Annotated in this window: 24 protein-coding genes; 9 read left to right on the forward strand and 15 right to left on the reverse strand. The window is 68.9% G+C overall.

The window, feature by feature from the left end; all coding sequences use genetic code 11:
• Positions 1-357 precede the first annotated feature (357 nt).
• Positions 358-705: a hypothetical protein gene (locus IT40_RS11755; protein ID WP_147307301.1), complete on the reverse strand. Its 348-nt coding sequence runs from the start codon at positions 703-705 to the stop codon at positions 358-360.
• Between the two features lie 650 nt (positions 706-1355).
• Between IT40_RS11755 and IT40_RS11760 the strand changes: the two genes are divergently transcribed.
• Complete coding sequence (locus IT40_RS11760; protein ID WP_181180866.1) at positions 1356-2249, forward strand: helix-turn-helix domain-containing protein; 894 nt, start codon at positions 1356-1358, stop codon at positions 2247-2249.
• 36 nt (positions 2250-2285) lie between these two features.
• Here the strand turns inward: IT40_RS11760 and IT40_RS11765 are convergent, their stop codons facing one another.
• The gene (locus IT40_RS11765) at positions 2286-4421 is read right to left on the reverse strand and encodes a TonB-dependent siderophore receptor (protein WP_036755032.1); all 2136 of its coding nucleotides are present in this window, start codon (positions 4419-4421) and stop codon (positions 2286-2288) included.
• A gap of 293 nt (positions 4422-4714) precedes the next feature.
• Between IT40_RS11765 and IT40_RS11770 the strand changes: the two genes are divergently transcribed.
• The 4 genes from IT40_RS11770 to IT40_RS11785 are packed head-to-tail and all read left to right on the forward strand — an operon-like array spanning position 4715 to position 8542.
• Positions 4715-5698: an iron-siderophore ABC transporter substrate-binding protein gene (locus IT40_RS11770; RefSeq protein WP_036755034.1), complete on the forward strand. Its 984-nt coding sequence runs from the start codon at positions 4715-4717 to the stop codon at positions 5696-5698.
• A complete protein-coding gene (locus IT40_RS11775) occupies positions 5695-6720 on the forward strand; it encodes a FecCD family ABC transporter permease (RefSeq protein ID WP_036755037.1) in 1026 nt (341 codons plus the stop codon). The genes IT40_RS11770 and IT40_RS11775 overlap by 4 nt, the downstream gene beginning before the upstream one ends.
• A complete protein-coding gene (locus tag IT40_RS11780; protein WP_036755040.1) occupies positions 6717-7742 on the forward strand; it encodes a FecCD family ABC transporter permease in 1026 nt (341 codons plus the stop codon). The genes IT40_RS11775 and IT40_RS11780 overlap by 4 nt, the downstream gene beginning before the upstream one ends.
• A complete protein-coding gene (locus IT40_RS11785; RefSeq protein WP_036755043.1) occupies positions 7739-8542 on the forward strand; it encodes an ABC transporter ATP-binding protein in 804 nt (267 codons plus the stop codon). The genes IT40_RS11780 and IT40_RS11785 overlap by 4 nt, the downstream gene beginning before the upstream one ends.
• 111 nt (positions 8543-8653) lie before the next feature.
• Here IT40_RS11785 and IT40_RS11790 read toward each other — a convergent pair whose 3' ends face one another.
• Positions 8654-8830 (reverse strand): helix-turn-helix transcriptional regulator, encoded by a 177-nt coding sequence (locus IT40_RS11790; protein WP_275600360.1) that lies wholly within the window; start codon positions 8828-8830, stop codon positions 8654-8656.
• A gap of 8 nt (positions 8831-8838) precedes the next feature.
• Positions 8839-9210, reverse strand: a complete 372-nt coding sequence (locus IT40_RS11795; protein ID WP_036755049.1) for a hypothetical protein — start codon at positions 9208-9210, stop codon at positions 8839-8841.
• A 167-nt stretch (positions 9211-9377) separates the two neighbouring features.
• Here IT40_RS11795 and IT40_RS11800 point away from each other — a divergent pair, with 167 nt between their 5' ends.
• Positions 9378-9671 carry a hypothetical protein gene (locus tag IT40_RS11800; protein WP_208021355.1) on the forward strand — a complete coding sequence of 98 codons (294 nt, stop codon included), beginning with the start codon at positions 9378-9380 and terminating at the stop codon, positions 9669-9671.
• Positions 9672-9786: 115 nt separating this feature from the next.
• Here the strand turns inward: IT40_RS11800 and IT40_RS11805 are convergent, their stop codons facing one another.
• The gene (locus tag IT40_RS11805) at positions 9787-10701 is read right to left on the reverse strand and encodes an ETX/MTX2 family pore-forming toxin (RefSeq protein ID WP_036755055.1); all 915 of its coding nucleotides are present in this window, start codon (positions 10699-10701) and stop codon (positions 9787-9789) included.
• Positions 10702-10725: 24 nt separating this feature from the next.
• The gene (locus IT40_RS11810) at positions 10726-11058 is read right to left on the reverse strand and encodes a hypothetical protein (RefSeq protein ID WP_036755057.1); all 333 of its coding nucleotides are present in this window, start codon (positions 11056-11058) and stop codon (positions 10726-10728) included.
• A 159-nt stretch (positions 11059-11217) separates the two neighbouring features.
• Here IT40_RS11810 and IT40_RS11815 point away from each other — a divergent pair, with 159 nt between their 5' ends.
• Positions 11218-11874 carry a Crp/Fnr family transcriptional regulator gene (locus tag IT40_RS11815; RefSeq protein ID WP_052095879.1) on the forward strand — a complete coding sequence of 219 codons (657 nt, stop codon included), beginning with the start codon at positions 11218-11220 and terminating at the stop codon, positions 11872-11874.
• Here the strand turns inward: IT40_RS11815 and IT40_RS11820 are convergent.
• From IT40_RS11820 to IT40_RS11830, 3 genes are read right to left on the reverse strand one after another with little or no spacing between them, the layout of a single operon-like run.
• Positions 11858-12655, reverse strand: a complete 798-nt coding sequence (locus IT40_RS11820) for an adenylate/guanylate cyclase domain-containing protein (protein ID WP_036755059.1) — start codon at positions 12653-12655, stop codon at positions 11858-11860. The two genes, IT40_RS11815 and IT40_RS11820, sit on opposite strands and share 17 nt — an antisense overlap.
• On the reverse strand, positions 12645-13550 hold the full coding sequence (locus tag IT40_RS11825; protein WP_116171179.1) for a hypothetical protein: 906 nt from the start codon (positions 13548-13550) through the stop codon (positions 12645-12647). Before IT40_RS11825 ends, IT40_RS11820 begins: the two co-directional genes overlap by 11 nt.
• Before the next feature lie 2 nt (positions 13551-13552).
• On the reverse strand, positions 13553-15769 hold the full coding sequence (locus tag IT40_RS11830) for a pyridoxal phosphate-dependent decarboxylase family protein (protein ID WP_052095880.1): 2217 nt from the start codon (positions 15767-15769) through the stop codon (positions 13553-13555).
• Between the two features lie 296 nt (positions 15770-16065).
• Between IT40_RS11830 and IT40_RS11835 the strand changes: the two genes are divergently transcribed.
• Complete coding sequence (locus IT40_RS11835) at positions 16066-16299, forward strand: hypothetical protein (protein ID WP_036755063.1); 234 nt, start codon at positions 16066-16068, stop codon at positions 16297-16299.
• A 33-nt stretch (positions 16300-16332) separates the two neighbouring features.
• Here IT40_RS11835 and IT40_RS11840 read toward each other — a convergent pair whose 3' ends face one another.
• The 5 genes from IT40_RS11840 to IT40_RS11860 all read right to left on the reverse strand — a co-directional run bounded on the left by IT40_RS11840 (position 16333) and on the right by IT40_RS11860 (position 21059).
• Complete coding sequence (locus tag IT40_RS11840; RefSeq protein WP_083539140.1) at positions 16333-17037, reverse strand: Crp/Fnr family transcriptional regulator; 705 nt, start codon at positions 17035-17037, stop codon at positions 16333-16335.
• A gap of 151 nt (positions 17038-17188) precedes the next feature.
• Positions 17189-18238: a FecCD family ABC transporter permease gene (locus IT40_RS11845; protein WP_036755069.1), complete on the reverse strand. Its 1050-nt coding sequence runs from the start codon at positions 18236-18238 to the stop codon at positions 17189-17191.
• Complete coding sequence (locus tag IT40_RS11850; protein WP_243700215.1) at positions 18235-19239, reverse strand: FecCD family ABC transporter permease; 1005 nt, start codon at positions 19237-19239, stop codon at positions 18235-18237. Before IT40_RS11850 ends, IT40_RS11845 begins: the two co-directional genes overlap by 4 nt.
• Before the next feature lie 8 nt (positions 19240-19247).
• Complete coding sequence (gene fepB / locus IT40_RS11855) at positions 19248-20189, reverse strand: Fe2+-enterobactin ABC transporter substrate-binding protein (protein ID WP_084197078.1); 942 nt, start codon at positions 20187-20189, stop codon at positions 19248-19250.
• Positions 20190-20198: 9 nt separating this feature from the next.
• Positions 20199-21059, reverse strand: a complete 861-nt coding sequence (locus tag IT40_RS11860) for a siderophore-interacting protein (protein ID WP_036755078.1) — start codon at positions 21057-21059, stop codon at positions 20199-20201.
• A 166-nt stretch (positions 21060-21225) separates the two neighbouring features.
• On the opposite strand from IT40_RS11860, the gene IT40_RS11865 reads away from it, so the two are divergent.
• Positions 21226-22023 (forward strand): ABC transporter ATP-binding protein, encoded by a 798-nt coding sequence (locus IT40_RS11865; protein WP_036755081.1) that lies wholly within the window; start codon positions 21226-21228, stop codon positions 22021-22023.
• Here IT40_RS11865 and IT40_RS11870 read toward each other — a convergent pair whose 3' ends face one another.
• Positions 22024-22821, reverse strand: coding sequence for an IclR family transcriptional regulator (locus IT40_RS11870; protein ID WP_036755083.1), 798 nt, complete (start codon positions 22819-22821; stop codon positions 22024-22026).
• Positions 22822-22914: the final 93 nt, after the last annotated feature.

A 22914-nucleotide genomic window follows, 5' to 3' on the forward strand; every position in this document is an offset into this window, starting at 1 on the left:
TCGGTCATGCCCACGATCACCTCGGGCAATACCAACGCGCCCTGCATCATGATCGGGGAAAAGGCGGCGGACATGATCCGGCAGGACGCCCTGCCGCGCCGCGACGCAAGCTGAACATCGGGAGGGACCAAGATGACGGCAGATTTCACCCATCCGGGACGGGAAACCGCGCAGGACTGGGCGGTTGAAACGACCTCATCCAGGTTTCGAGAGGAAGAAATCCCCTGCCAGGACGCCACCGAAACTTCTGCATGAATTCAGGCGCCAGATCCTCGCGGAATACCATGTCGGCCAAAGCCAGCATGCACTCTGCCCGACGAACCGGCGGAACAGATCCTGCATCTGTGCCATCCATGGTCACGCGGATCGGGCCGAGGCCCCGCGGTGATCAGCGGATGGGCTGTTTCGTCGCAGCTGGGACGTCAAGCGGGAAGCTGCCGAGATGACGCTGGCGGGCGCGGGGTCGTCTTCGCGGTCGACATCGGTCGCCGTATGATCGAGCCGGTGACTGCGCCGGCTCGGCGCAAGGCGCCTCGGTGGCCGGGAAGCTGTCGGTCCCGCCGCGTGGATCGGCATCGAGATGACCGGCGCGATCCGCTCCAGCGCCGCGATTGGCGCGCCGATGCCGAAAGCGCCGAGGAACAGGTCGGGCGACAGGGCCTGCAGCGATTCCGAGTGCGGTGCGTAGAGGAAGCCGAGGTTCATTGTCTCGCAAAGGCGCTGCATCGCGGATCAGCATCCATGTCTGCGTCGTCGACAGGCCGATGCGCTGCCCGATCTCGGCATTGCCGAGCCCCTCCCAGCCGATGCTGTTCGAAGGCCAGCCGCGTACGCGGCGGCAGGTCCGCCCGCGCGCGCCTGACGATGCGAAGCGCTGCCGGTCATGGACGATGGTTTCCGCGCCCGGCGACGGGTCGGCGACCTGCCGCAGCGCGTCGTCGCCGACCTGGTGGAGGGTGACAGAGCGCCGCCGGCACTCGTGGTCTATCACCAGATTGCGGGCGAGCGCACTGTCATGACCCACTCCGGGAGCGCAAGCCGCTTCCCTGGCATTCTTGTCGGATGTCGTTCGTGGCGTTTCAGCCACATTGCGTGCCGGTCATGATCATCCCGCGGCCATGGGCGGGATGGGCCGGGCGGTCCCGCCGGCCGGCCCGCGCTGCGTCGCGAAAATACACCAGCCTGGCCCGGCCGAAACGACGTGGGGGCCCGCCATATTGCCAAGGCGGGCCGTTTCCCGCATCATGCGTGGTCGACAATGGATCGCTTCCCAGAGATGACGCCTCGCGCCCTGCTGCGCCGCGCCTGACAGGCATGCCATCTGGAATACTCAGCACGAGCGGGGCTTTCGGACGATGAGCTATCGTCACTCGATGATCTGTTATACCCAAGGCATCAGCTGCGTGTCGCCGGTGCAATGGCGCGGGCTGGACGGGCTGGTCAGCGTCTATTGGCAAGCCGAAGGCCAGGCCGGCGCGCATGGCTATTACCTGTCGCCCGACCCGCGCATCATGTTCTTCTTCGACGACGTGTCCTCGCATATCCTGATCTCGAACCGCGACGACGAAATGCGACGCAGCGGGCGACCGATGATGCGGGCGCTCTATGTCCCGGCGGGCGTGCCGATGTGGTCGCGCTTTACCGGCCATCACGTCTTTGCGCATCTGGACCTGCATATCCACAAGGACCGGATGATGCGCTTCCTGACGCCGACGGTGGGGGCATCCGCCGCACTGGCCGCGCTGCGCCGCCCGGTCGAGATCCAGGACGCCGATGCGATCCACACCCTGGCCGGGCTGCTGGTCGGAGAGGTCGCGCAGCCCTCGCGCCACGGCGTTTTCGCCGAAAGCCTTGTCGGCAGCATCGTGACCGGGCTTCTGGACATTCCGCACGAGGGGGCCGAGCGTGCAAGCGGCGGGCTGACCCCGGCGCAGATGAACCGCCTGGCCGCGCGTCTTGAAAAGGCGGGCGATCACCGCCTGACCGTGGCCGAGATGGCCGCGACGGTGGGGCTGTCGGAAAGCTGGTTTGCGACCGTGTTCAAGCAGACGACCGGGCAGACGCCGCTGCAATGGCAGATGGCGCAACGCATCGGCCAGGCGCAGAAGCTGCTGGTCGAGACCGACCTGACCGTTGCCGATGTCGCGGCCCAGGTCGGCTTTTCCGATCAGGCGCATCTGACGCGCGTGTTCCGCCAGGTCGCCGGGGAAACGCCCGCCGCCTGGCGGCGGATGCAGCTGGTCAGCTAGGGGCCCGGCCGTCGCGACGACGGCCGGGCCGTCGGCTTACCAGGTGCGGCGCAGCGTCACCGCGACGGTGCGGCCCGGATTGTAGTAATCCGCCGTGCCCCGCCCGACGACATGCTGTTCGTCCAGCAGGTTGCTGATATTGACCGCCAGGCTGGTGTTCTCCTGCACCTTGTAGTTGAAGGCCGCATCAAGCGTGACCGAGGCATCGGCCTTGCCCGTGTTGTTCGAGATCGTGTGGAAATACGAACCGACGTAGCGCGCGCCCAGGCCGAATGTCATGTCGCCGCGGGTCTCATTGCCCTCAAGGGTATAGTTCAGCCACAGCGACGCCATGTGGTTGGGAACCTCGGAGAACTCGTTTCCTTCCACTTCCACGCCCCGGATCGGCGCGGATCGCACGACTTCCGAATCCATGTAGGAATAGGACGCGATCAGGTCGAGGTTGTTCGCCAGCTCAGCCTTGCCTTCCAGGTCGAAGCCGCGCACGCGCTGCTCGCCCACCAGTTCGCGGGTGATATTGCCGTCGGGCTGGACCACGGCGACGGTGACGTTGTTCTTGCGCAGGTCATAGACCGAGGCCGAGATCAGCGCATTGGTGCCAAGCGGCTGGTATTTCACCCCGACTTCGTATTGCTCGCCCCGTTCCGGCTCGGCGCCGACGCCCGGAGGCGCGACGGATTCGACATAGCTGGCATAGGCCGAGATTTCGCTGTTGATCTTGTAGGTCAGCGCGCCGCGGATCGAGGTTTCCGAGTAATCGCCGCTGGAGCGCACGCCGTTCAGCGTTTCCTCGATGTCCAGCCAGTCGTGGCGCAGGCCTACCGTTGCGATGATCTTGTCGTCGAAGGACAGGTTCTGCTGCACGAACAGCGATTGGGTCTTGTAGTCGTTGTCGCGCAGTTCGTAGGGCGCTGCCAGCGCGCCGGGTGCGCCCGAATAGACCGGATTGGCCACGTCGATGGGTGTGTAAAGCCCATAGAACGGGGCGCTGGTGGTCGATGCGTCGCGGAACTCGATGCCGCCCACGGTGCTGCTGTCGAAGGCTTCGAAGCTGCGGTCGTATTGCAGGATGACGTTGCCGATCAGTTCCTTGGCCGTGGAGTTGCCGCCGAAATACCAGCGATCCACCATGGTGCCGGTCCGCGCCGCGCTGTCCGACAGATAGACATAGCCGAAATCGCTTTTCAGGTCGCTGTAGCGCAGGTTCGCACGCAGGCTGAGGCCGCTGTCGAACTCATGCTCAAACAGGGCGCTGATGCTCGAGCGCTCCACGTTCTGATAGTTGAAGTCCGGCTCGCCGAAGAAGTCGCTGCGGTCGTATTCGCGGTCCAGCGGATAGCCGCCGCTGTTGGGCGTGTTCTCGCGCTTCAGGTAATCCGCGATCACGCTGAGCTTGGTCGCCGTGGTGGGCTGCCAGGACAGGCCGCCCATGACGAAGGTGGAATCGTTGCGCGAATAGTCGTATTCCCGCTCGCCGTCCTGCACCCTGGCAGTCAGGCGCCAAGCCAGCGTCTGATCGGCGTTCAGCGTGTCGCCCACGTCGAAGCCGTATTCCGCGTTCCGCGGCGATCCGATCGAGCCATAGACCTCGCCGAAACGCTCGAAGCGCGGCTGCTTGGTCACGAAGTTGATCGTGCCGCCCGGATCCGAAGTGCCGAAGAGCGTCGAGTTGCCGCCGCGGATGACCTCGACCCGCTCATAGGCATAGGGCTCTTCGCGCGTGGCGCGCATCGAGCCCAGGGTCAGCCCGTCGCGATAGGTCGTCGCCTGGAAGCCGCGCACGAGATAGTATTCGTTGCGGTCGTCCGTCCCCCAATAGTCGGTGTGGATGCCCGCCGAATAGCTCAGCACCTCTTCCAGCGTGGTGGCCCTGCGGTCGCGCATCTCCTTTTCGGTGATCACCGAAACCGAGGCCGGGGTGTCGAGGATGCTGGTCGCCACCTTGCCGCCGACCCACAATTCGCTGGCGACGATCGTGTTCGCGTCGTCGTCGAACGGGCCGCTGGCGTTGATGATGATCGGGGAAAGGCGATAGGGCGATTCCTCGGTTCCCGCCCCGGAATCCGGCGGCGCGGGATCCTGGGCCAGGGCCGGGGATGCGATCAGGGCGGTGCAGCCCAGCAGAAGGGCGGTAAGGTGGCGGCGGGGGCCGCGCCGGATGTCATGTGCCATGGTTCAAGGTCCCGCATGGATGTTGTTGTTGCTGCTGGCTGCCTGCGGATCAGAGGAGGGGCCGAGGCTGGCTGGTCTTGGAATGACGGCAGCCCCCCGGTGCCCGAGGCTGGGGCAGGGACGGCGTGGCGGTCATGCTGGCGGGGCTTCTAGGGCCGATGGCGCGAACCTGTCTTGTAGAATCCCACTTTTTTTGTCGGAATCTTTGGGAAAAAGCGGATACCTTGGTCGGCACGGGTTGACGCATGTCCGCTTGCGCGGGAAATCCGCAGGCGAACCTGCCAGGAAAGGCCATGACGATGCGGATTCTGCGCCCTGCGATGCTGGTCCTGATGACGGCCGCCGCCCCCGCCCTTGCGGATGAGGCCGGGTTTCCCGTCAGCATCCCGCACGCGTTCGGCACCACGACGATCACGGAAAAACCGCTCCGCGTGGCGACGGTCGCCTCGGGCAATCACGAGGTGCCGCTTGCGCTGGGGGTCGTGCCGGTGGGCATGGCGGCGGCGAACTACGGCGACGACGACGGCGACGGCGTGCTGCCCTGGGTCGAGGAAAAGCTGGCCGAACTGGGCGCGGACACGCCGGCCTTGTTCGACGAAGGCGACGGTATCGATTTCGAGGCCGTCGCGGCGGTGGACCCCGACGTGATCCTTGCCGCCTATTCCGGGCTGACGCAGTCCGATTACGACACGCTGAGCCAAATCGCGCCGGTCGTCGCCTACCCGGATTCGCCCTGGACGACCGATTGGCGGCGGATGATCCAGATGAACAGCGCCGGCATGGGCATGGGGGCCGAAGGCGATGCGCTGATCGCCAGGATGGAGGCGCAGATCGCCGACACGCTTGCCGCGCATCCCGCCTTGCAGGGCAAGACCGCGATGTTCGTGACCCATCTGGACACCACGAACCTCAGCGTCGTGAATTTCTACACGGCCAACGATACGCGGGTGAAGTTCTTCCAGGATCTTGGCCTGTCGATGCCGAAAAGCGTCGTGGATGCCACGCAGCCTGGCAAGTTCGCGGGCTCGGTCAGTGCCGAGAATATCGACGCCTTCGAGGATGTGGACATCGTCGTGACCTATGGCAACCTGCTTTTGCTGGCCGCGATGAAGGCCGATCCTCTGGTCAGCCACATGCCCGCCGTCGCCCATGGCAGCATCGTCATGCTGAAGAACGATCCGGTCGGGAACGCGGCGAATCCGACGCCCCTGGGCATCGCTTGGGTGCTGGACGATTACGTCGCCATGCTGGCCGAGGCCGCGCAGAAAGCCGAATGACCGAACCCGCGACCATCTTGCCGCGGCGCGCCGCGCGGGCGCGGCTGCTGTGGCTGGCGGTGGTCCTGGCCGCGCTGCTGCTGCTTGGCGCGCTGTCGGTGGCCATCGGCACCCGGCAGGTGGGGCTTGACGACATCCTGGCCGGGCTGCGCGGAGAGGTCGGAACGATCGCGCAGGCCGCCGTCTCGGCCCGCATTCCGCGCACGATGCTTGCGGCGCTGGCCGGGGCCTCGCTTGGGCTTTCGGGCGCGTTGATGCAGGGGGTGACGCGCAATCCGCTGGCCGATCCGGGCATCCTGGGGGTGAATACCGGGGCGGCGCTGGCCGTGGTCGTCGCGGTCGCCTGGTTCCAGATCAGCGCCGCGCACAGCTTCGTCTGGGTCGCGATCTGCGGCGCCGGCGCGACGGCGGTCTTCGTCTATGCCATCGGCTCGCTCGGCCGAGGCGGCGCGACGCCGCTGAAGCTGGCGCTGGCGGGGACGGCGACTTCGATCGCCTTCTACTCGCTGGTGGTGGCGGTGATGCTGACGCGCGGCGACATCGCCGGGGGCTTGCAGGCCTGGCAGATCGGCGGCGTCGGCGGGGCGACATTCGCGCGGATGCAGCCGGTGCTGCCTTTCCTTGCCCTCGGGCTGCTGCTGGCGATGGCATCCGCGCGCAAGCTGAACTCGCTGGCGCTTGGGGATGAGATGGCGGCGGGACTGGGCGAGCGTGTCGCGGTCGCGCGCGCAACGGCTGCGCTGTCGGCGATCCTGCTTTGCGGGGCGACAACCGCGGTCTGCGGCCCCATCGGCTTCGTCGGGCTGATCGTGCCGCATCTGTGCCGCCTGCTGGTGGGGGTCGATCATCGCTGGCTGCTGCCGTTCTCGGCCCTGACCGGCGCGGCGCTGCTGGTCGCGTCCGACGTGGTCGGCCGCATCGTCGCCCGCCCCGGAGAGCTTGACGTCGGCATCGTCACCGCCTTCATCGGCGCGCCCTTCTTCATCTGGATCGTCCGCCGCCAGAGGGTCCGCGAGCTATGATCGCCGATGCCGTCACCGCCGGGCGCCTGCGCCGCGCGCGTTACCGCAGCCGGGTGATCTGGACGGCGCTCGCGCTGCTGGCGGCGGGGTTCGCCGTCACGCTGATGCTGGGCCAAAGCTTCACCCCGCCGCAGGACGTGCTGCGGGTGCTGGCCGGGCACGAGGTGCCGGGCGTCTCCTTCACCGTCGGGCAGTTGCGCCTGCCGCGCGCGGTCATGGCGATCCTGGCGGGCCTGTCCTTCGGCCTTGGCGGCGCGGCGTTCCAGATCATGCTGCGCAACCCGCTGGCCAGCCCCGACATCATCGGCATCAGCTCGGGCGCCAGCGCCGCGGCGGTCTTTGCCATCGTCGTGATGGGCCTCGACGGCGCGGCGGTGTCGGTCTTTGCCGTCCTGGCCGGGCTGGGCGTGGCGATTGCGATCTATGCGCTGTCCTTTCGCGGCGGCGTCGCCGGCACGCGGCTGATCCTGGTCGGCATCGGTGTGCAGGCGATGATGCAAAGCTTCATCTCCTACACGCTGTCGCGCGCGCCCTCGTGGGATCTGCAAGAGGCGATCCGCTGGCTGGCGGGCAGCCTCAACGGCGCGCAGCTGGCGCAGGCCGTGCCGGTGCTGCTGTCGCTGCTGGTCTTCGGCGGGCTGCTGGTCTTGCGCACGCGCGATCTCGAGGCGCTGCGGCTGGGCGACGATGCGGCCTCGGCGCTGGGCACCGATGTCGGACGGACACGCGCCCTCGTGGTGGTCACGGCGGTCGGGCTGATCGCGGTGGCGACGGCGGTGGTCGGGCCGATCTCCTTCGTCGCCTTCCTTGCCGGGCCGATTGCGGCGCGGATCGTCGGGCCGAACGGCTCGGCCCTGCTGCCCGCCGCGCTGGTGGGCGCGGCGCTGGTGCTGGCCGGCGATTACGCGGGGCAGTTCCTGCTGCCGGGGCGCTATCCCGTGGGCGTCGTGACCGGGGCCCTGGGCGCGCCTTACCTCATCTATCTCATCATCCGCGTCAACCGCACCGGAGGCTCGCTGTGACCGCCCATACCCTTTGCGTGCAGCAGCTGTCGGCCGGATATGGCGACCGGCTGATCCTTGAGGGGCTGGACCTCGACGTGCTGCCGGGCCGGATGACGGCGATCGTCGGGGCCAATGCCTGCGGGAAATCGACGTTGCTGCGGTCGATGTCGCGGCTGCTTGCGCCGCGTGGCGGCCAGGTGCTGCTGGACGGCAAGGCGGTGCATCGCATGGCGCCGCGCAAGCTGGCGCAGGTGCTGGGCCTTCTGCCGCAATCGCCCACGGCGCCCGAGGGGATCACCGTGGCCGATCTGGTCAGCCGGGGCCGCCATCCGCATCACGGCATCCTGTCCCGATGGAGCCGCAGCGACGACCAGGCCGTCGCCGCCGCGCTGGAGGCCACGCGCACCGCCGACCTGGCCGAGCGCGCCGTGGACGAGCTGTCGGGCGGGCAGCGCCAGCGCGTCTGGATCGCGATGGCGCTGGCGCAGGAAACCGACCTGCTGCTCTTGGACGAGCCGACGACATTCCTGGACATTGCCCATCAGGTCGAGGTGCTGGACCTGCTGACCGACCTGAACCAGCGCCGCGGCACGACCATCGTGATGGTTCTGCACGACCTCAACCTTGCCGCGCGCTATGCCGATCACCTGGTGGCGATGGCGGCGGGGCGGCTGCATGTGTCGGGCAGCCCGGACGAGGTGCTGACGGCGGCGAATGTGCGGGCGGTGTTCGGGCTGGACAGCCGGATCATCGCGGACCCGACTTCGGGGCGCCCGATGATGCTGCCCATCGGGCGGCACCGGATGGCGGGCGCGTGATCCGCTGCAACGCGGCGCGCCGACCGCCCGCGCCCCCGGCCTGCCCCGCCAGGCATCCGGTCAGGCACCAGGCCCGGTCGGATCAGGCCGCCGTGGCCTGCCGAACCGGGATCAGGGCAGAAAGATCTCCTCGATCTTCCGGTCGAAGAGACGTGCGATCCTGAAGGCAAGTTCGAGGCTGGGATCGTATCTCTCGCGCTCGATCGCATTGACGGTCTGGCGCGAGACATTCAGTTTCGCGGCAAGTTCGGCTTGCGACCAGCTTTTCTCCTGGCGCAGCTGCTGCACGCGGTTGTTCATTTGTAGCGCAGCCGGCCGATGACCAGCCCGAGGGTCCAGAGCGCGCACATCAGCGGCCAGACCGCGAACATGGACAGCCGAGGCATGCCGGCATTTTCCAGGAACCCGTAGCTGAAGGTCAGCAATGCCGTGCCGGCAAAGGCCAGCGCGAATGCCTCGAACTGGATGCGCCTTTGCAATTCGTCCAGCGCGCGGATGGCGCGCACGACCGACCAGCACAGAAGGACGGCCGGAACCATGGGCGCCATCGAAACGACGATCTGCATCGTCTGGCCCCAGTCGTTGCCGTTCAAAAGGCGCAACGAGACTGCCAGCGTGACCATATAGGCCAGCATGCTCAGGATGAAGGATGGGGCTATCCGGCTCATTTCATGTCCTCGATGTAAAGCGCGCTTTACAGTCGGGCCGCAGGCTGCAGATGTCAAGTATGCTTTACATCGGCATCGCAGGCGGCGACCGCTGCGGGCGGATTGCGCCCCAGGCGCACAGGCCGTAAGGCTCCGGGTTCTCATCGCCTTGCAACGGAGACGACGCCTTGCCCCTTGCCGCCGCAATGAACAGCCTCGGGTCGCTGGCCTTCATCCTGCTGGTCGCGCATACGACCGCCTATCAGGAGGCGAACTGGCCCGCGGGGCGGGTCGTCCATGTGCGCGACTGGGTGGTCCATGCCGCCTATGCGCTTGGCGCGGCCCTGCTTTTGCTGACGCTGGTCCCGGCAAGGGATGCGCGGCGCAGGGTCTTGCTGGCCACATGGTTCCCGCGCGCCTGCTGGGCGCTTCTGCTGGTCGGGATCGTCGTCCTGCCGATGTTCCTTCCGCTCGAGCCGTGACCGGCGGCAAGGGGGCGGGCCGGGAAACCCGATCCCGGCGAAAGGGGAAAGCCCCGCCTCTTCCGCAGCTGCCATCTGCGGAAAGGGGCGGGGCCGCCGCGGCCTGCCAGGAGATTCAGGCAGCGGCAAGCTCGGTAACCAGAACCTCGTCAACAACAGGCGCTTCCGACCCGGCGTTGGTCGCAAGGACCAGACCACCGTCGCCATCGGGTCGGAAGCTTTCGGTCAGATCCAGCGTCCGCACGGTGAAATTGACCGTATGGACCGCCTTCAGCGTCCCCAGCAGGGAAATGCGCCCCTGCGTGGGATCGGCGGGATCGCGGCCATAGCTCCAGGACTCGTCGCCCGCCGAGCCATGGCGGTTGATCCATTCGCACAGCGTGCCGGCATCGGCCTGCCAGATCCTCTGGCCACGGATCGGCGACAGGAAATTCGCCACCGTGCTGCCCTTCAGGATGATGTCGGCGCGATAGGGCATGCTGAGTTCCTTCTTGTTGGCCATCAGCACGACTTGCCAGACCCGGCCGGCGGGCACGTTGCGCACCGGCACCGAGACGCTGAAGCTGCGCGACTCGGATTTCGACACGGCGGTCGCATCCGTCCAGGAATGCGAATATTCGGCGGTGAAGCTGATGCCGAATTCCTTCTTCACCACCTTGGCGTCGATGGTGCCCTTGATCGAGACCGTGGTGCCCGTCTTGACCGCCTTGCTGACCGAATGCGTCGTCGTCACCGTGTCCTGGAAGGTGCAGGACAGGCCGACCGTCTGCTCGGGCGTCAGGCCGTTGCGGTTGTCCACGATCCCGGTCGCCGCCGCTGACTGGTAGACGCTGAAGGTCTGCGCCGGCACGTCTAAGACCAGTTCGGATGCCAGCGTGTCCGTCAGCTTGCCGAACAGCCCGCCGTTGTTGCCGGGACCGTTGGCGAACCATTGGCCGCCGGCCGGGTCCTTCTCGGTTTCAAGGTGATTTTGCCAGGCATCCACGATGATGGCGCCAAGCCCAAGCGTGTCGAGATATTGCAGCGTCATGGAAAATCCTCCTGAAGGAAGGGCTCAGCAGTTCACGTCGATCAGCCCCAGCGTGTTCGACAGCGTCGTGCCGGTGATCGTATAGGCCGCCGTGCAGGTATTGCCGCGCTCGTAGGTGAAGGCGCGCGCGGCCTCGTTGTCCTTGCCCCAGACCACGTCGACATGCAGATAGACGAGCGCGCCGTCCGGGATGTCGAACTCTTCCAGTTTCGCGGTCTTGGTCTGGCCCAGAAGGATGTCGCCGGTTTCCCGCGTGCTCTTCTTCTGGCCCTCGTCGTCGATATAGGCGAACTTCATCCGGGCGACGAAGCCGCCGCCATTGTGCAGGCTGAAATTGCCGACTTTCTGCAGAGACATGATTTTCCTCCGAAATCGCGGGTCTGAAATGGTCCGCGGCGTTGCCGCCTTGGGTAAGACCTGTTTCGCGCATTCCGCGAATCGGCGCAGTGGCATTTGCCACAGCGCCGGGGAATAATCGCGCCGGTTGTGGATCATTCGCGCGATGGGAGAGAGGCGATGCAATTGACCGGCGAGGCGCGGGCGATGTTCATGGCGTCCGCGCATCAGCGCAGCCACCCGGCCGGCGCCGAACTGATCCGCGAGGCCGACCGGGACCGGCGCGTCTTCCTGATGCTGGCGGGCGAGGCCGACGTTCTGGCCCATTCGCCCGAGGGGCGCATGGTCCTGTTTTCCCGCGTCGTGCCCGGCGACCTGGTCGGCATCCTGGCCGCCATCGACGGCGGCGCGCGCTCGACCAGCGTGGTGGCGCGGGATGCGGGGCGCACGGCATGGGTCTCGCCCCAGGATTTCCAGCGGCTGATGCGAGAGCCGGATTTTGCCGGTGCGATCCACCTGCATTTCGTCGGCCTCATCCGCGGCCTGTCCGAGCGGGTCTATGAATTCGGCACGCTCCTGGTGCGCGAAAGGCTGGTGCGCGAATTGCTGCGCCTGCTGGCCGCGCCGGGCGACGGGCCGCATCTGCTGGACCCGGCGCCAAGCCATATGGAGCTGGCCGCCCGCATCGCCACCCATCGCGAGGCGGTCTCGCGCGAGATGAGCCGGCTTGCCCGGCTGGGGGTGCTGGAAAGGCGGGGCCGCAGCCTGCACGTGCCCTCGCGCGCCAGGCTGGCCGCCGCGCTGGACACGGGCGAGCAGATCAGGCCAGAGCCGTGATCTCCACCGGCTCGTCGATGCCCTTCAGCGTGACCTGGCGCAGCGGCGGGGGCGCCTGCCGCGCGGCGTCGCAGACGGCTCTGGTGGCCAGGATCTGCCCCGGCTCGGCCAGGGCCGAAAGGCGGGCGGCGATGTTCATCGCCTGGCCGAAGGCGCCGACCTCTTGCAGCAGGCCGCTGGCCGCCGAAAAGGTGCACAGGAAGGCCGTGCCGGTATGCAGGCCGATGCCGGCGCGGATCGGGTCGTCGCCGGCATCCTCCTGCCGCGCCAGCGTCCGGGCCATGCTGCGGGCGGCGGCGACGGCCTTGAGCGCATGGTCCTTGCCGGAAAAGCCGGGCGGCCAGACGCCGATCACGGAATCGCCCTGGAACTCCAGCACGAAGCCGTCATGCTGCCACAGCGCCGCGACCACCGTGTCGCGCATCCGCGCCACCGTCGCGGCATAGGCGGCCGCGCCCAGCCTTTCGCCCAATGCGACCGAGCCGCGCAGGTCGCAGAACAGGATGCTGATCGGCACCTCGGCGCCGCCGGGGAACTGCTCGATGAACCTGTCGCAGGCGTTGCAGAAGCGCGGGTTGCGGTTCGACGGGCGCAGGCCGATCCGCCGGGCCACCCAGCCGCCCCAGCCGCCGAAGGGCGCGAAGCACAGCTTGCAGCGCGGCAGGCCCGGCAGCCGCCGGTAGCGCCGCTGCTTGCCCATCAGCACCGGATGGCCGTCGCGAAAGATCTGCAGCCAAAGCTGCTCGTTGCCGAATTCGGGCTGCGAGGCGCTATCGGACATCGGGCCTGACCAGGTATTCGTCGGGGGTTTCGGAGGCGTGCATCGACTGATCCTCGGGGCAGACGTCCAGCCCCTCGCTGTTGCAGACCGCGGTGGCGCAGAAGAACGAGGGGCCGGCGACCGCGGTCAGGGGCGGGTCGCGCGGCAGGCCGCGATAATCCAGCACCACCGCCTCGCCCTCGGCCATGGGGATGGCGCAGGGGATATGCGGCCGCCCGTCCGGGCCGCGCAAGGGGATCGAGGGCAGGGTGACGACGATCCCCGCCTCCAGCATGTCCGGCGCGATCCAGCCGGGCGTCCCCGCCAGGCTCAACACATGGTCGTAGCCGGGGCCGAAAAGCATGCCGCCGTCCGCGGCCAGGGCGACGGGCGCGGTCTGCAGGTCGGTCATATGCGCCTCGGCGCCGCGGCCGAACATCAGGTAATGCGCGACCTCGGGCAGGGGCTCTGCATGGGAGAAGGGCCGGAAATACACCACGCGCTCGACCGTGACCGGGATCTTGCCGAAGACCGGGCGCACCCGCGTCAGCTGCCAGGGAAAGAAATGCGGGTCCTTCTCGTCCTCGGGACCGAAGGGCGGGATGCCCTGGAAGATGTTGCCGGTGAAGGTGGGCTTCAGCCCGGCCGCGACCGAGGGGATGTTGAACTCGTCGCTTTCGTCGTTGGCCAGCACGAAGATGTCGCGCGGATAGCGCGCCCGGATCTCGCGCAGGGCGGCGGCGACCTCGGCCGGGACCGAAAAGCGCAGCACCAGCTGATACTTGTGCATCTCGGTATGGTATTGCGTCATGTGGACGCCGAACAGCGTCTGGGCGCCGACGATGGTGAAGGCGTGCTGATGCGCCATGTTGCTGATCGGCGGCCCGGCCGGATCGTGTTCGGGGCAATGATCCATCTTCATCCTTTCTTCAGACGCAATCCGGCGGCCCGGCAGATTTCCCCGGCAGCCTCGGTGGCGGTTTCGCGCAGGATCGCGATCAGCCGCGGAATGAAATCCCCGTCCTCGGTCGCGGTCAGGAACGGGTTCTGCTGGGTCGAGATCAGGAAGCGCACGCCCATGCCCGGCTGCGGCTCGACCCCGGCCCGCCGGGCGAAGCGCGCGACGAACCCCTCGCCATAGACGGCGGGGTCGAATTCCGAGGCGGTGACGAACATCGGCTTCGGCGGCGGTCCCGAAACGGGCGCCTCTTCCAGGCTCAGCGCGCGGAAGATGGCGTCGTTGAGCCGGTTCATCAGCCCTAGGTCCGTGTTGAGCCCGCGCTCGCTGCGGAAGTTGAAGGCATAGGGCACGATGCTGGTGTCCGAGCCGATGCTGCGAAACAACGCCATCAGCGTCGGATCGGCCAGCAGCCGGTCGACCAGCGCATCGTTGTCGAGGCAGGCGATCTCGTCGTGCAGCCGCCGCTCCTGCTCGGACACGGCCTGGGGGTCGAGGCCGCGGCGCTCGGCCGGCAGGCGCTGGAAGGGGGTGACGGCGACCGGCCCGTCGGCCGGGAACCCGGCCCGCAGCGCGGCATAGAAGCGGCGGCTGGCAAAGATGCATTTCGCCAGCAACCGGCCATAGCCCGACTGGTCGGGCGGGATCACCCGATGCGACAGCCAGACCGAGGCCGCCGCGGCGCCGGGCTTCGAGCCCTCGATGCCATAGATGCCGACCGTCGGCACCACGCCGTCGTGAAAGACCACCGGCGCGGCAAAGCTGACCAGATCGCGCATCGCGCCGTCGCGATAGCAAAGCGCGCCGGCGGGGTAGGGGATGAACCCCGCCTTGTGCGGGTCCACGGTCAGCGTCTCGCAATGCCGCGCCGCCTCGAGGCGCGCCTCGACCCGCGGGTTCAGGTGCATGCCGGGCGGCGCGTCGTCGTCGTCGATGTCCAGCATGTGGTTGGGGTCCGAACTGCCCAACGGCGGCTGGCGCAGCATGGACATGAAATAGCCGCCCCAGGCGGCGTCGGCATGCAGCGCAAAGCCCAGGCCGCGGCCGCCGAACGCCTCGCGCAGGGTGACGATGCGGTCCAGCGGATCGACCGCGCCCTCCTCGGTAGTGCCCAGCACGGCGACCGCCAGCATGACCGGCCGGCGCTGGTCCAGGCATTCCGCCAGCATCCGCTCCAGCGCGCCGATCTCCATGCGGCCGTTGTCGTCCACCGGCACGCTGCGCAGCGCGGTGCGTCCCAGGCCCAGCAGCGCCGCGCCCTTGGGCCAGGAATAATGCGCCGTCGCCGGGGCAAGGACCAGCGGCACCGGCAGGTCGGGGGCATGGCGGCGGTGCATCTCGGCCAGGCCCAGATCCTGCACGGTGCGGCCTGCCAGCGCGGCGACCGCCGCCTCGGGCTCGACCCCGGCCGACCGGGCAAGATCGCCGGTCAGGTCCAGCACCGTCCGCACCGGCAGGTTCATCAGCCCCCAGGCGTCCAGCTCCAGCAGCCGGGCCTGCCCCTGTCCGGTCCGCACCTCCAGCCCGCGGGCCGCGGCCAGGGCCGGCACTTCGCGCAGCGCCTCCGCCACCGCGAAGGGCAGGTATTTCAGGTTGCGCGCCGCCCAGATCGCCTCGGCATTGGCCACGCTGCCGTCGCAGGTGACATGGCCCCAGGGCGGGCGCTGCGCATCGTCAAAGCCGGCCATCCGGCACAACTCGCGCCCGACGGTGATCTCCAGCAAGGTGGTGACGGGCGAGGCCTCGGCCGCGACATTGTTCTGGTTGAAGAGCAGCGCCGCGATATAGCCCGCAACCCCCGGCAGGGTGATGTCCCAATACATGTGCGACTGGTTGCGATAGCTGGAAAGCGGCGTGGACCCGGCCAGCTTGCCGATCATCTCGGCAAGACAGGCGCGCATGCGCTCGACCGTGGCGCGATAGGCGTCGCTTTCGAAGACGCGGTCCGGTCCCAGCCGGGGATCCTGCGGCGCATAGTCCCGCCGGGCGGCGACATGGCCGGAAATCGCCATCCCGACCAGTTCGCGCAGCACCGCTTCGTTCTCGGCCTTGGGGCCAAGGAACCATGCTGGCAGCGCGCCCGCCCGCGCGACCCCGGCCGCGCCCAACAGCCCCGTCCCCTCCCGCGCGATCCGGTCCAGCGAATCTATCAGGTCGGGATTGGCCTTGCCGGTCATGGACGCCTCGCAGGATCGCCGGGAGCAGGAAGATGGGACCACCATGGCCCGAGCGTTCGGCCTTTTCAACATGCAGTTGCATGAGCCGCGGCGTTTTCCCCAATGTTTGGACGGGCTTCCGCGGGCCGCATCCCCCGCGGCCGGGGCAGGAGCCGGGCAGGAACCGGGCAGGGCGGCGGCCGCATATTTTCCGAAATGTCGAATTCTCAACATTCCGGCCATCGGCCGTCCGCTTATACCCGGAGACGGCGCCCACGGGCGCCCCTTGTCCCCACCAGATTTGCATAGGCGCGATTATGAGCAAAAACCTTCGCCATACCCGGAATCCCGACATGATCGCCTTTACCATCGGATGGGTCGTGCTGCAGCTTATCCACGACGACCTGCCCACCGACTTCAAGACCATCAAGGGAAGGCTGCGCCAGATCGCTGCGGGCCGCGCCGAAGGCCGGGTGACGCCCGAGATGGCCAAGGACGCCCTTTCCGGCACCGAGGGTATGGAGCGCGGGCGAATGCGCGACGTGGCCTGAAAGGACAGGACCCGAGAGCGGATGGCCGGGGTATCAGCCCTCGGTCCCGGTGACATAGGCGCGCAGGCCCTGCGGCCTCAGCACGGTTATCCGGCCATAGCCGACCTCGATGCAGCCGAGGGCCTCCAGCTTCTTCAGCGTCTCGTTCACGATATGGCGCGAGGCGTTGGCCATTTCGGCCAGGTCGTTCTGCGTCAGCCGGCAGGTCTCGGGCGCGTCCTCGCAGGGGCCCGTGCCGGCCACGCGCAAAAGCACCGCCGCCGTCCGGCGATCCGCCCGCCGGATCAGCAGGTCGGCCATGCAGCGGACCGCTATGTCGAGGTTGTATTCCGAAAGAGAGCCGAAATGCAGCGCCGCCTCGGGCAGGCGCCGGCAAATCCTGTCCACGGCCGCAAGCGAGACGTAAAGCACCGCGGCCGGCTCCATGGCGCGAAAGGACAGGGTCCGCGGCTGGCGAGAGACCATCGGCCCTTCCCCCACCCAGTCGCCGCGCCGGAAGATATGCCCCATGGCGATGCCGGCATCCGGGGTCGGGCCAAGCCCGGCAAAGCTGCCCCGGACGATCCCGTAGAATCCGCCCAGGCCGTCGCCGATGTGATGGGTATACTGGCCGGCCTCGTAATGGCGCAGCCTCGCCTCGTCGAGAAGGGCGGACTGGAACGCGCCCGGCTTTTGCGCCAGCCAGCCAAAGGACAGCAGGGTCTGCCGGCACTCGGCCATGGAAACAGCAACTTGCATGAAATTCCCGGTATCGAATGGCGCGCAAGGCGCCCGCCACAGGCTTGTCCATCATCGAGAAAGGGTCAAGCCTTGCTGCAACGGCCGCGCGCGTTGCCCGCGCCTCGTGCATGAGGAGATCCCCTGTTTCTGCGGATGGCCGGACAAAGGTTCACCGCTTGCCGGCCCCCGCGCCACCCTGTCCCAGCAGCCAGACCAGGTAGAGCCCGCCGCACAATCCGGTCATGCTGCCGATGGGCAAGAGCAGGCCAAGCGGCGCGCGCTGCGAGATCAGGTCCGCCGCCAGCAGCAGCGCCGCGCCGGTCCATGCGCCGGAAAGCAGCGGCACCCCCGGCGCGCGGGTCAGGCGCCGGGCGATCTGCGGCCCGGCCAGCGCGATGAAGGCGATGGGGCCGGCGCTGGCGGTGGCCACGGCGGTCAGCCCGACGGCGGCGATGACCAGCAGCACCCGGGTGCGGGCGATGTTCAGGCCCAGCTGGGCCGCCATGCCCTCGCCCAGCTCAAGGACGGCCAGGCGGCGCGCGTTCAGCGCCAGCAGCGGCGCGAACAGCGCCAGCCCCGCCAGGGCCGGCCAGACATGCGACCAGCTGCGCGCGTTCAGCGATCCGGCCAGCCAGATCTGCGCCGACATGGCGCGGTCGAGATTGCCCATCACCATTAGCATGTTGTTGACCCCGGTCAGCACCGCGCCCACGCCGATGCCGACCAGGATCAGGCGATAGCCGCCCTCGGTCCCCCGGCGTCGCGCCAGCGCCAGCACCACCACCGCCGTCGCCAGGCCCGAGACCACCGCCGCCGAGGCGACCTGGAAGGTGCCGGCGTTGAACAGGACGATCTGCACGATGGCCCCGGTCGCCGCCCCGGTGGTGAAGCCGATCACGTCGGGCGAACCCAGCGCATTGCGCGACAGCGACTGGAACACCGCCCCGGCCATGCCCAGCGAGGCGCCGACCAGCGCCGCCGTCAGCACCCGCGGCAGGCGGATGCCGCGCAGCACCCGCGTCACCGTGGTCTCGCCCGAGGTGCCGGCCAGCCCCTCGACCACCTGCGCCGGCGACAGCCGCACCGTGCCGGTGCCCAGAAGCAGCAGGGCCAGGACCAGGCACAGCAGCAGCAGCGCCAGGCAGACCGCCAGCGCGCGCGGCCGCCACAGCAGCGAGGCGCGGCCCAGCCGCAGGACGCGGGTCTCGGGCAGGATCATAGCCGCGCCAGCCGGAAGCGGCGCACGACATGGACGAAGAACGGCCCGCCCAGGATCGCCGCGACGATGCCGGCCGCGACCTCGGCCGGCGGCGCGACGACGCGGCCGATGATGTCCGCGCCCAGGAGGACCGAGGCCGCGAACAGCGCCGAAAGCGGCAGCACCCGGCGGTTGTCCGGCCCGGTGACGGCGCGCGCCAGATGCGGCGCGACCAGCCCGACAAAGCCGATCGGCCCGGCCGCGGCCGTCGCGGCGCCGGCCAGGATCATCACCGACAGGCAGGCGAGCGCCCAGAACCGCTGCGGCCGCAGCCCCAGCGCCCGGCCGCTGTCATGCCCCAGCGCCATGGCGTTCAGCCCCGGCGCCAGCGCCAGCGCCAGCCCGCCGCCAAGCGCCAGCGCCACGCCCATGGTCGCCGCCACGGCCCGCCCGCGCCCCTCGAGCGCGCCCGAGCCCCAGTTGCGGAACAGGTCCAGCACCTCGAGCCCCGAGTTCAGGATCACCAGGCTCGCCGCCGCGCCCAGCAGGACCGAGATCCCGGCCCCCGCCAGCACCAGCCGGACCGGGTCGGTGCCGCTTTCATGCGCCCGGCCCAGCAGGAAGACCGCGACCCCCGCCAGCCCGGCGCCCAGAAAGCCGAACCAGACATATTGCGCCATCTGCGTCAGCCCGAAGGCCGAGGCCCCCAAGACGACCGCGATGGCCGCGCCCGAATTCACCCCCAGCAGGCCCGGTTCGGCCAGCGGGTTGCGTGTCACCGATTGCATCACCGCACCGGCCAGCCCCAGCGCCGCGCCGGCAAAGATCGCCAGCAGCGTGCGCGGCAGCCGCAGCGCGCGCACCACCAGATGCAGGTCGTTCGCCGGGTCGAAGCCGAACAGCGCCGAAAGCACCTGCGAGGGCGGCACCGGGCGCGAGCCGACGGCCAGGCTTGCCAGCGCCAGAAGCGCCAGCACCGTCGCGCCGGCCGCGTATTGCCGCCCTGCCGGCGCCGGGCGCAACAGCGGCGTCATTTGGCGAAATAGAGCGCGACCGTCTCGATGATCTGCAGGCCCGAGTAGTAATCCACCCGGAACGAGTTCGGCCCCAGCGGATAGACCCGGCCCTCGCGCACCGCGGGCAGGTTGGCCAGCACCGGATCGGCGCTGAATTCGCGCACCGTCTGCTCGGTCCCGTTCAGCAGGAAGACGCTGTCGCCGGTGATCGCGGCGGGCAGGTTCTCATGCGAGACGAAATCGAAATCGGCCGAGCGCGAGACCTCGCCCCGCATCTCGTCGGGAAGGCCCGCGACCGAGAACCCCAGCGCCGCCAGCACCCGCGCCTGCGGGCTTTCGGGCTTGCCGACCGAATAGGTGCCCGAGAAATTGTAGGACACGATGCTGACATCGCCCGGCGGCAGGGACAGCCCCGCCTTCGCCTCGGCCGCCCGGCGGGCGAAATCCTGGGTCATGCGGGCGGCGTCGGCCTCGTGCCCGGTGGCGCGGCCCAGGCTGTGGGCCAGTTCCTCCCAGCCGTCGTTGGCGTAGTCCAGCACGATCACCGGCACCTCCTGCGCGCGCAGCTGGTCGAGATAGGGCAGGATGCTGTCGCCGCCGACGGAGGAGGCGACGACGAGGTCGGGCTCCTGCACGATCAGCGCCTCGATGTCGAAATTCAGGTTCGGATACAGCACCTCGACCCCGCGCTGGTCGGCGGTGGCGGCCCATTGCGTGAAGAAGCCCTTGTCGTCGGTCAGCGGCCCGACCATGGCCGAGGCGGTGGCCGCAAGCGGCGCGTCGATGGCCAGCAGGATGCCGGTCAGGCTGGGCGAGGTCGAGACGATGCGCTGCGGAGGCGCTGCCACCGTCGCCTCGCCCAGGGCGTCGGGAATGCTGCGCGGCCAGCCTTCGTCGGCAAGCGCCGCGGTGGGCAGGCTCAGCGCAAGGAGCAGCGGAGCGAGGCGTGTGGGCATGGGCATTCCTCAGATCGGCAGTTCGGCGTCGTCAAGGTCTTCCAGCCGCAGCCCGCGTTTGCGGATCTCGGCATATTCGCGCAGCCGGATGCGGTCGATCTCGGAGCTGCTGGCGCCGTGCTTCCAATAGCCGAAGACGCGCACGTCCTCTCGGGCCAGGCCGAGGGCGCGGAAATGGCTGCGCAGATCCCGCATTTCCTGGCGCTCGCCGGCGGCCCAGAGCGTCCAGCCCTTGGGCGTGGTGATGGCGTTGCGCGCGGCGGCCAGCAGCGCGCCGGTGGTGCCCGCGGGCCGGTCCCGCCGGATCAGGTGATAGTCGATGCCGGGCAGGCGCGGCAGTTCCTCGAACGCGCCGGGCTCGGCGGTCTCGATCCACAGGCTGCCGGGGGTACCCTGCGGCCATGCGCCCAGGATGGCGTGGACGGCGGGGATCGCGGTTTCGTCGGCAAAGATCGCCGCGCGCTTGTCGGGGGCGTGGCCGGGGACCAGGTGCTGGCGCGGCCCGATCATCCAGGCGCGCGTGCCGGCGCGGGCGGCCTTCAGCCAGCGCATCGCCGGGCTGTCGTCGTCATGGAGCACGAAGTCGATCTCGACCGTGCCGCTGGCGGGCTCGAAGCTGCGGATCGTGTAGATGCGCGAGACCGGCCGCTGGCCCTGGGGCGTCTCGACCTCGATGCGGACGGCCAGGTTCGCGGGCAGCCAGGCGGCGGGGTCCGCCGCGTCGATGCGGCCGACCACCCGCGCGACCGAGGGAAAGGGGCGGCGGATCTCGGCCACCTCCAGCTGGACGCGATCCATGTCGCGCATGTGATCCTGCTGCGACAGCAGGTCGTCAGGATCTTCGACGGATTCCGTGTTCGGGCTGGCCATGGCATCCTTTCCGCCTGCAGCATGTCGCGGGCGCTGGTCTGAAAAGCAGGGATGGCTGATCGCCGGACCGGGCTCCGGCGCAATGGCTGAAACCATATTGCAGAGCGCATTCCGCAATGCAATACACATGCCGCCGGAAAAAGGCGGCTCAAGGGAAGGAACGGGAATGTCCCATCGCCTGCATGCCGATGCGGTGACGCTGCGCTACCAGGCGCGGGTGGTGTCGGAAAACCTGTCGCTGGCGATACCGGACGGGTCGTTCACCGCCATCGTCGGGCCCAACGCCTGCGGCAAGTCGACGCTGCTGCGCGCCCTGGCGCGGCTGCTGGTGCCCGATGCGGGGCAGGTGGTGCTGGACGGCAAGGCGATCCTGGGTCTGCCCTCGCGCGAGGTGGCGCGGCGGCTGGGGCTGCTGCCGCAATCGCCGGTGGCGCCGGACGGGCTGACCGTGGCCGAGCTGGTGGCCCGCGGCCGCTTTCCGCACCAGGGCTTCCTGCAGCAATGGTCGCCCGAGGACGAGCGGGCCGTGCGCGCGGCGCTGGAAACCACCGGCACGCTGCCCCTGGCCGGGCGCCCGGTGGCCGAGCTGTCGGGCGGCCAGCGCCAGCGCGTTTGGATCGCCATGGCGCTGGCGCAGGAAACCGGCATCCTGCTGCTGGACGAGCCGACGACCTTCCTGGACATCGTGCATCAGGTCGAGCTGCTCGAGCTTCTGTCCGGGTTGAACGCGCAGGGCCGCACCGTGGTCGCGGTGCTGCACGAGCTGAACCTGGCCTTTCGCTATGCCTCGCATCTGGTGGCGATGAACGATGGCGCCGTGGTGGCCGAGGGCGCGCCCGACCAGATCGTCACCGATGCGCTGATGCGGCAGGTCTTTGGCCTCGATGCGCTGGTGCAGCCCGATCCGCTGACCGGGCGGCCGATGGTGATCCCGCGTCCGCGCGGCGAATTGGGCGGCGGCTGATCAGTCGAAGGTGCTTTGCCCGCCGGTCGCGCGGTTGATCAGCCGCGCCGCGTCGCGCAGCGCCAGCCCCGCCTGCGGCGAATCCAGCTTGCCCAGGTTGCCGGCCGTGGTCACGACGCAGACCAGCTCGCCCTGCGCATCCAGGACCGGCGCGGCCTGGCCGGTGACGTTGGACAGAAGGTGGCTGGTCAGTTCCGCCCAGCCCTCGGCGCGGATGCGGTCGATCGCCGCCTTGCCGGGCGGCGTGCCGCGGAAGCTGGCCGGTTGCAGGCGGCGTGCGGCCTCGATCTGCGTGCGGGGCAGGAAGGCCTGGAAGACCAGGCCGCAGGCGGTGTTGTCCACCGGCAGCACGTCGCCAAGGCTGACGGCGGTGATGGCGAAATGCGCGCTGCGATACCAGCGCACGATGGTCGGGCCGCGCTCGGTCCAGATGCAGACGCCGGAGCTGAGCCCGTGATTCTCGGTCAGTTGCTTCATCTGCGTGCCCGAGATCTCGACCGCATCGACCCGGCGCAGCGCGGCGACGCCCAGGCTCAGCGCCGCCGGGCCAAGGTCATAGCGGCTGGAGGCGGGATCCTGCACCGCCAGCCCCTCTTTCACCAGGCTCTGCATGTAGCGATGCGCGGTCGAGCGGCCGGTGCGCGACAGCTGCGCGATCTCGGCCAGCGGCAGGGCGCGTTCCGCCCCGGCCAGGATGTTGAGGAAACGCATGGCGATGGTGATCGACTGGATCGTCCCCGACCGCTTTTGCCCCGAGAGCTTCGCATCCTCGTCAAGGAAGGGCTCGAACTCCATCATGGGCGGTTTCTCCTGCGCTTGCGGCTGGCTCGCGGATCGGGCGTGCGGCAGCAGCGCAACACTAGCGCGGCGCGGCGGCGATGGCAAAGGGGC

Source organism: Paracoccus versutus, from assembly GCF_000763885.1.
Taxonomy (GTDB): Bacteria; Pseudomonadota; Alphaproteobacteria; order Rhodobacterales; family Rhodobacteraceae; genus Paracoccus; species Paracoccus versutus.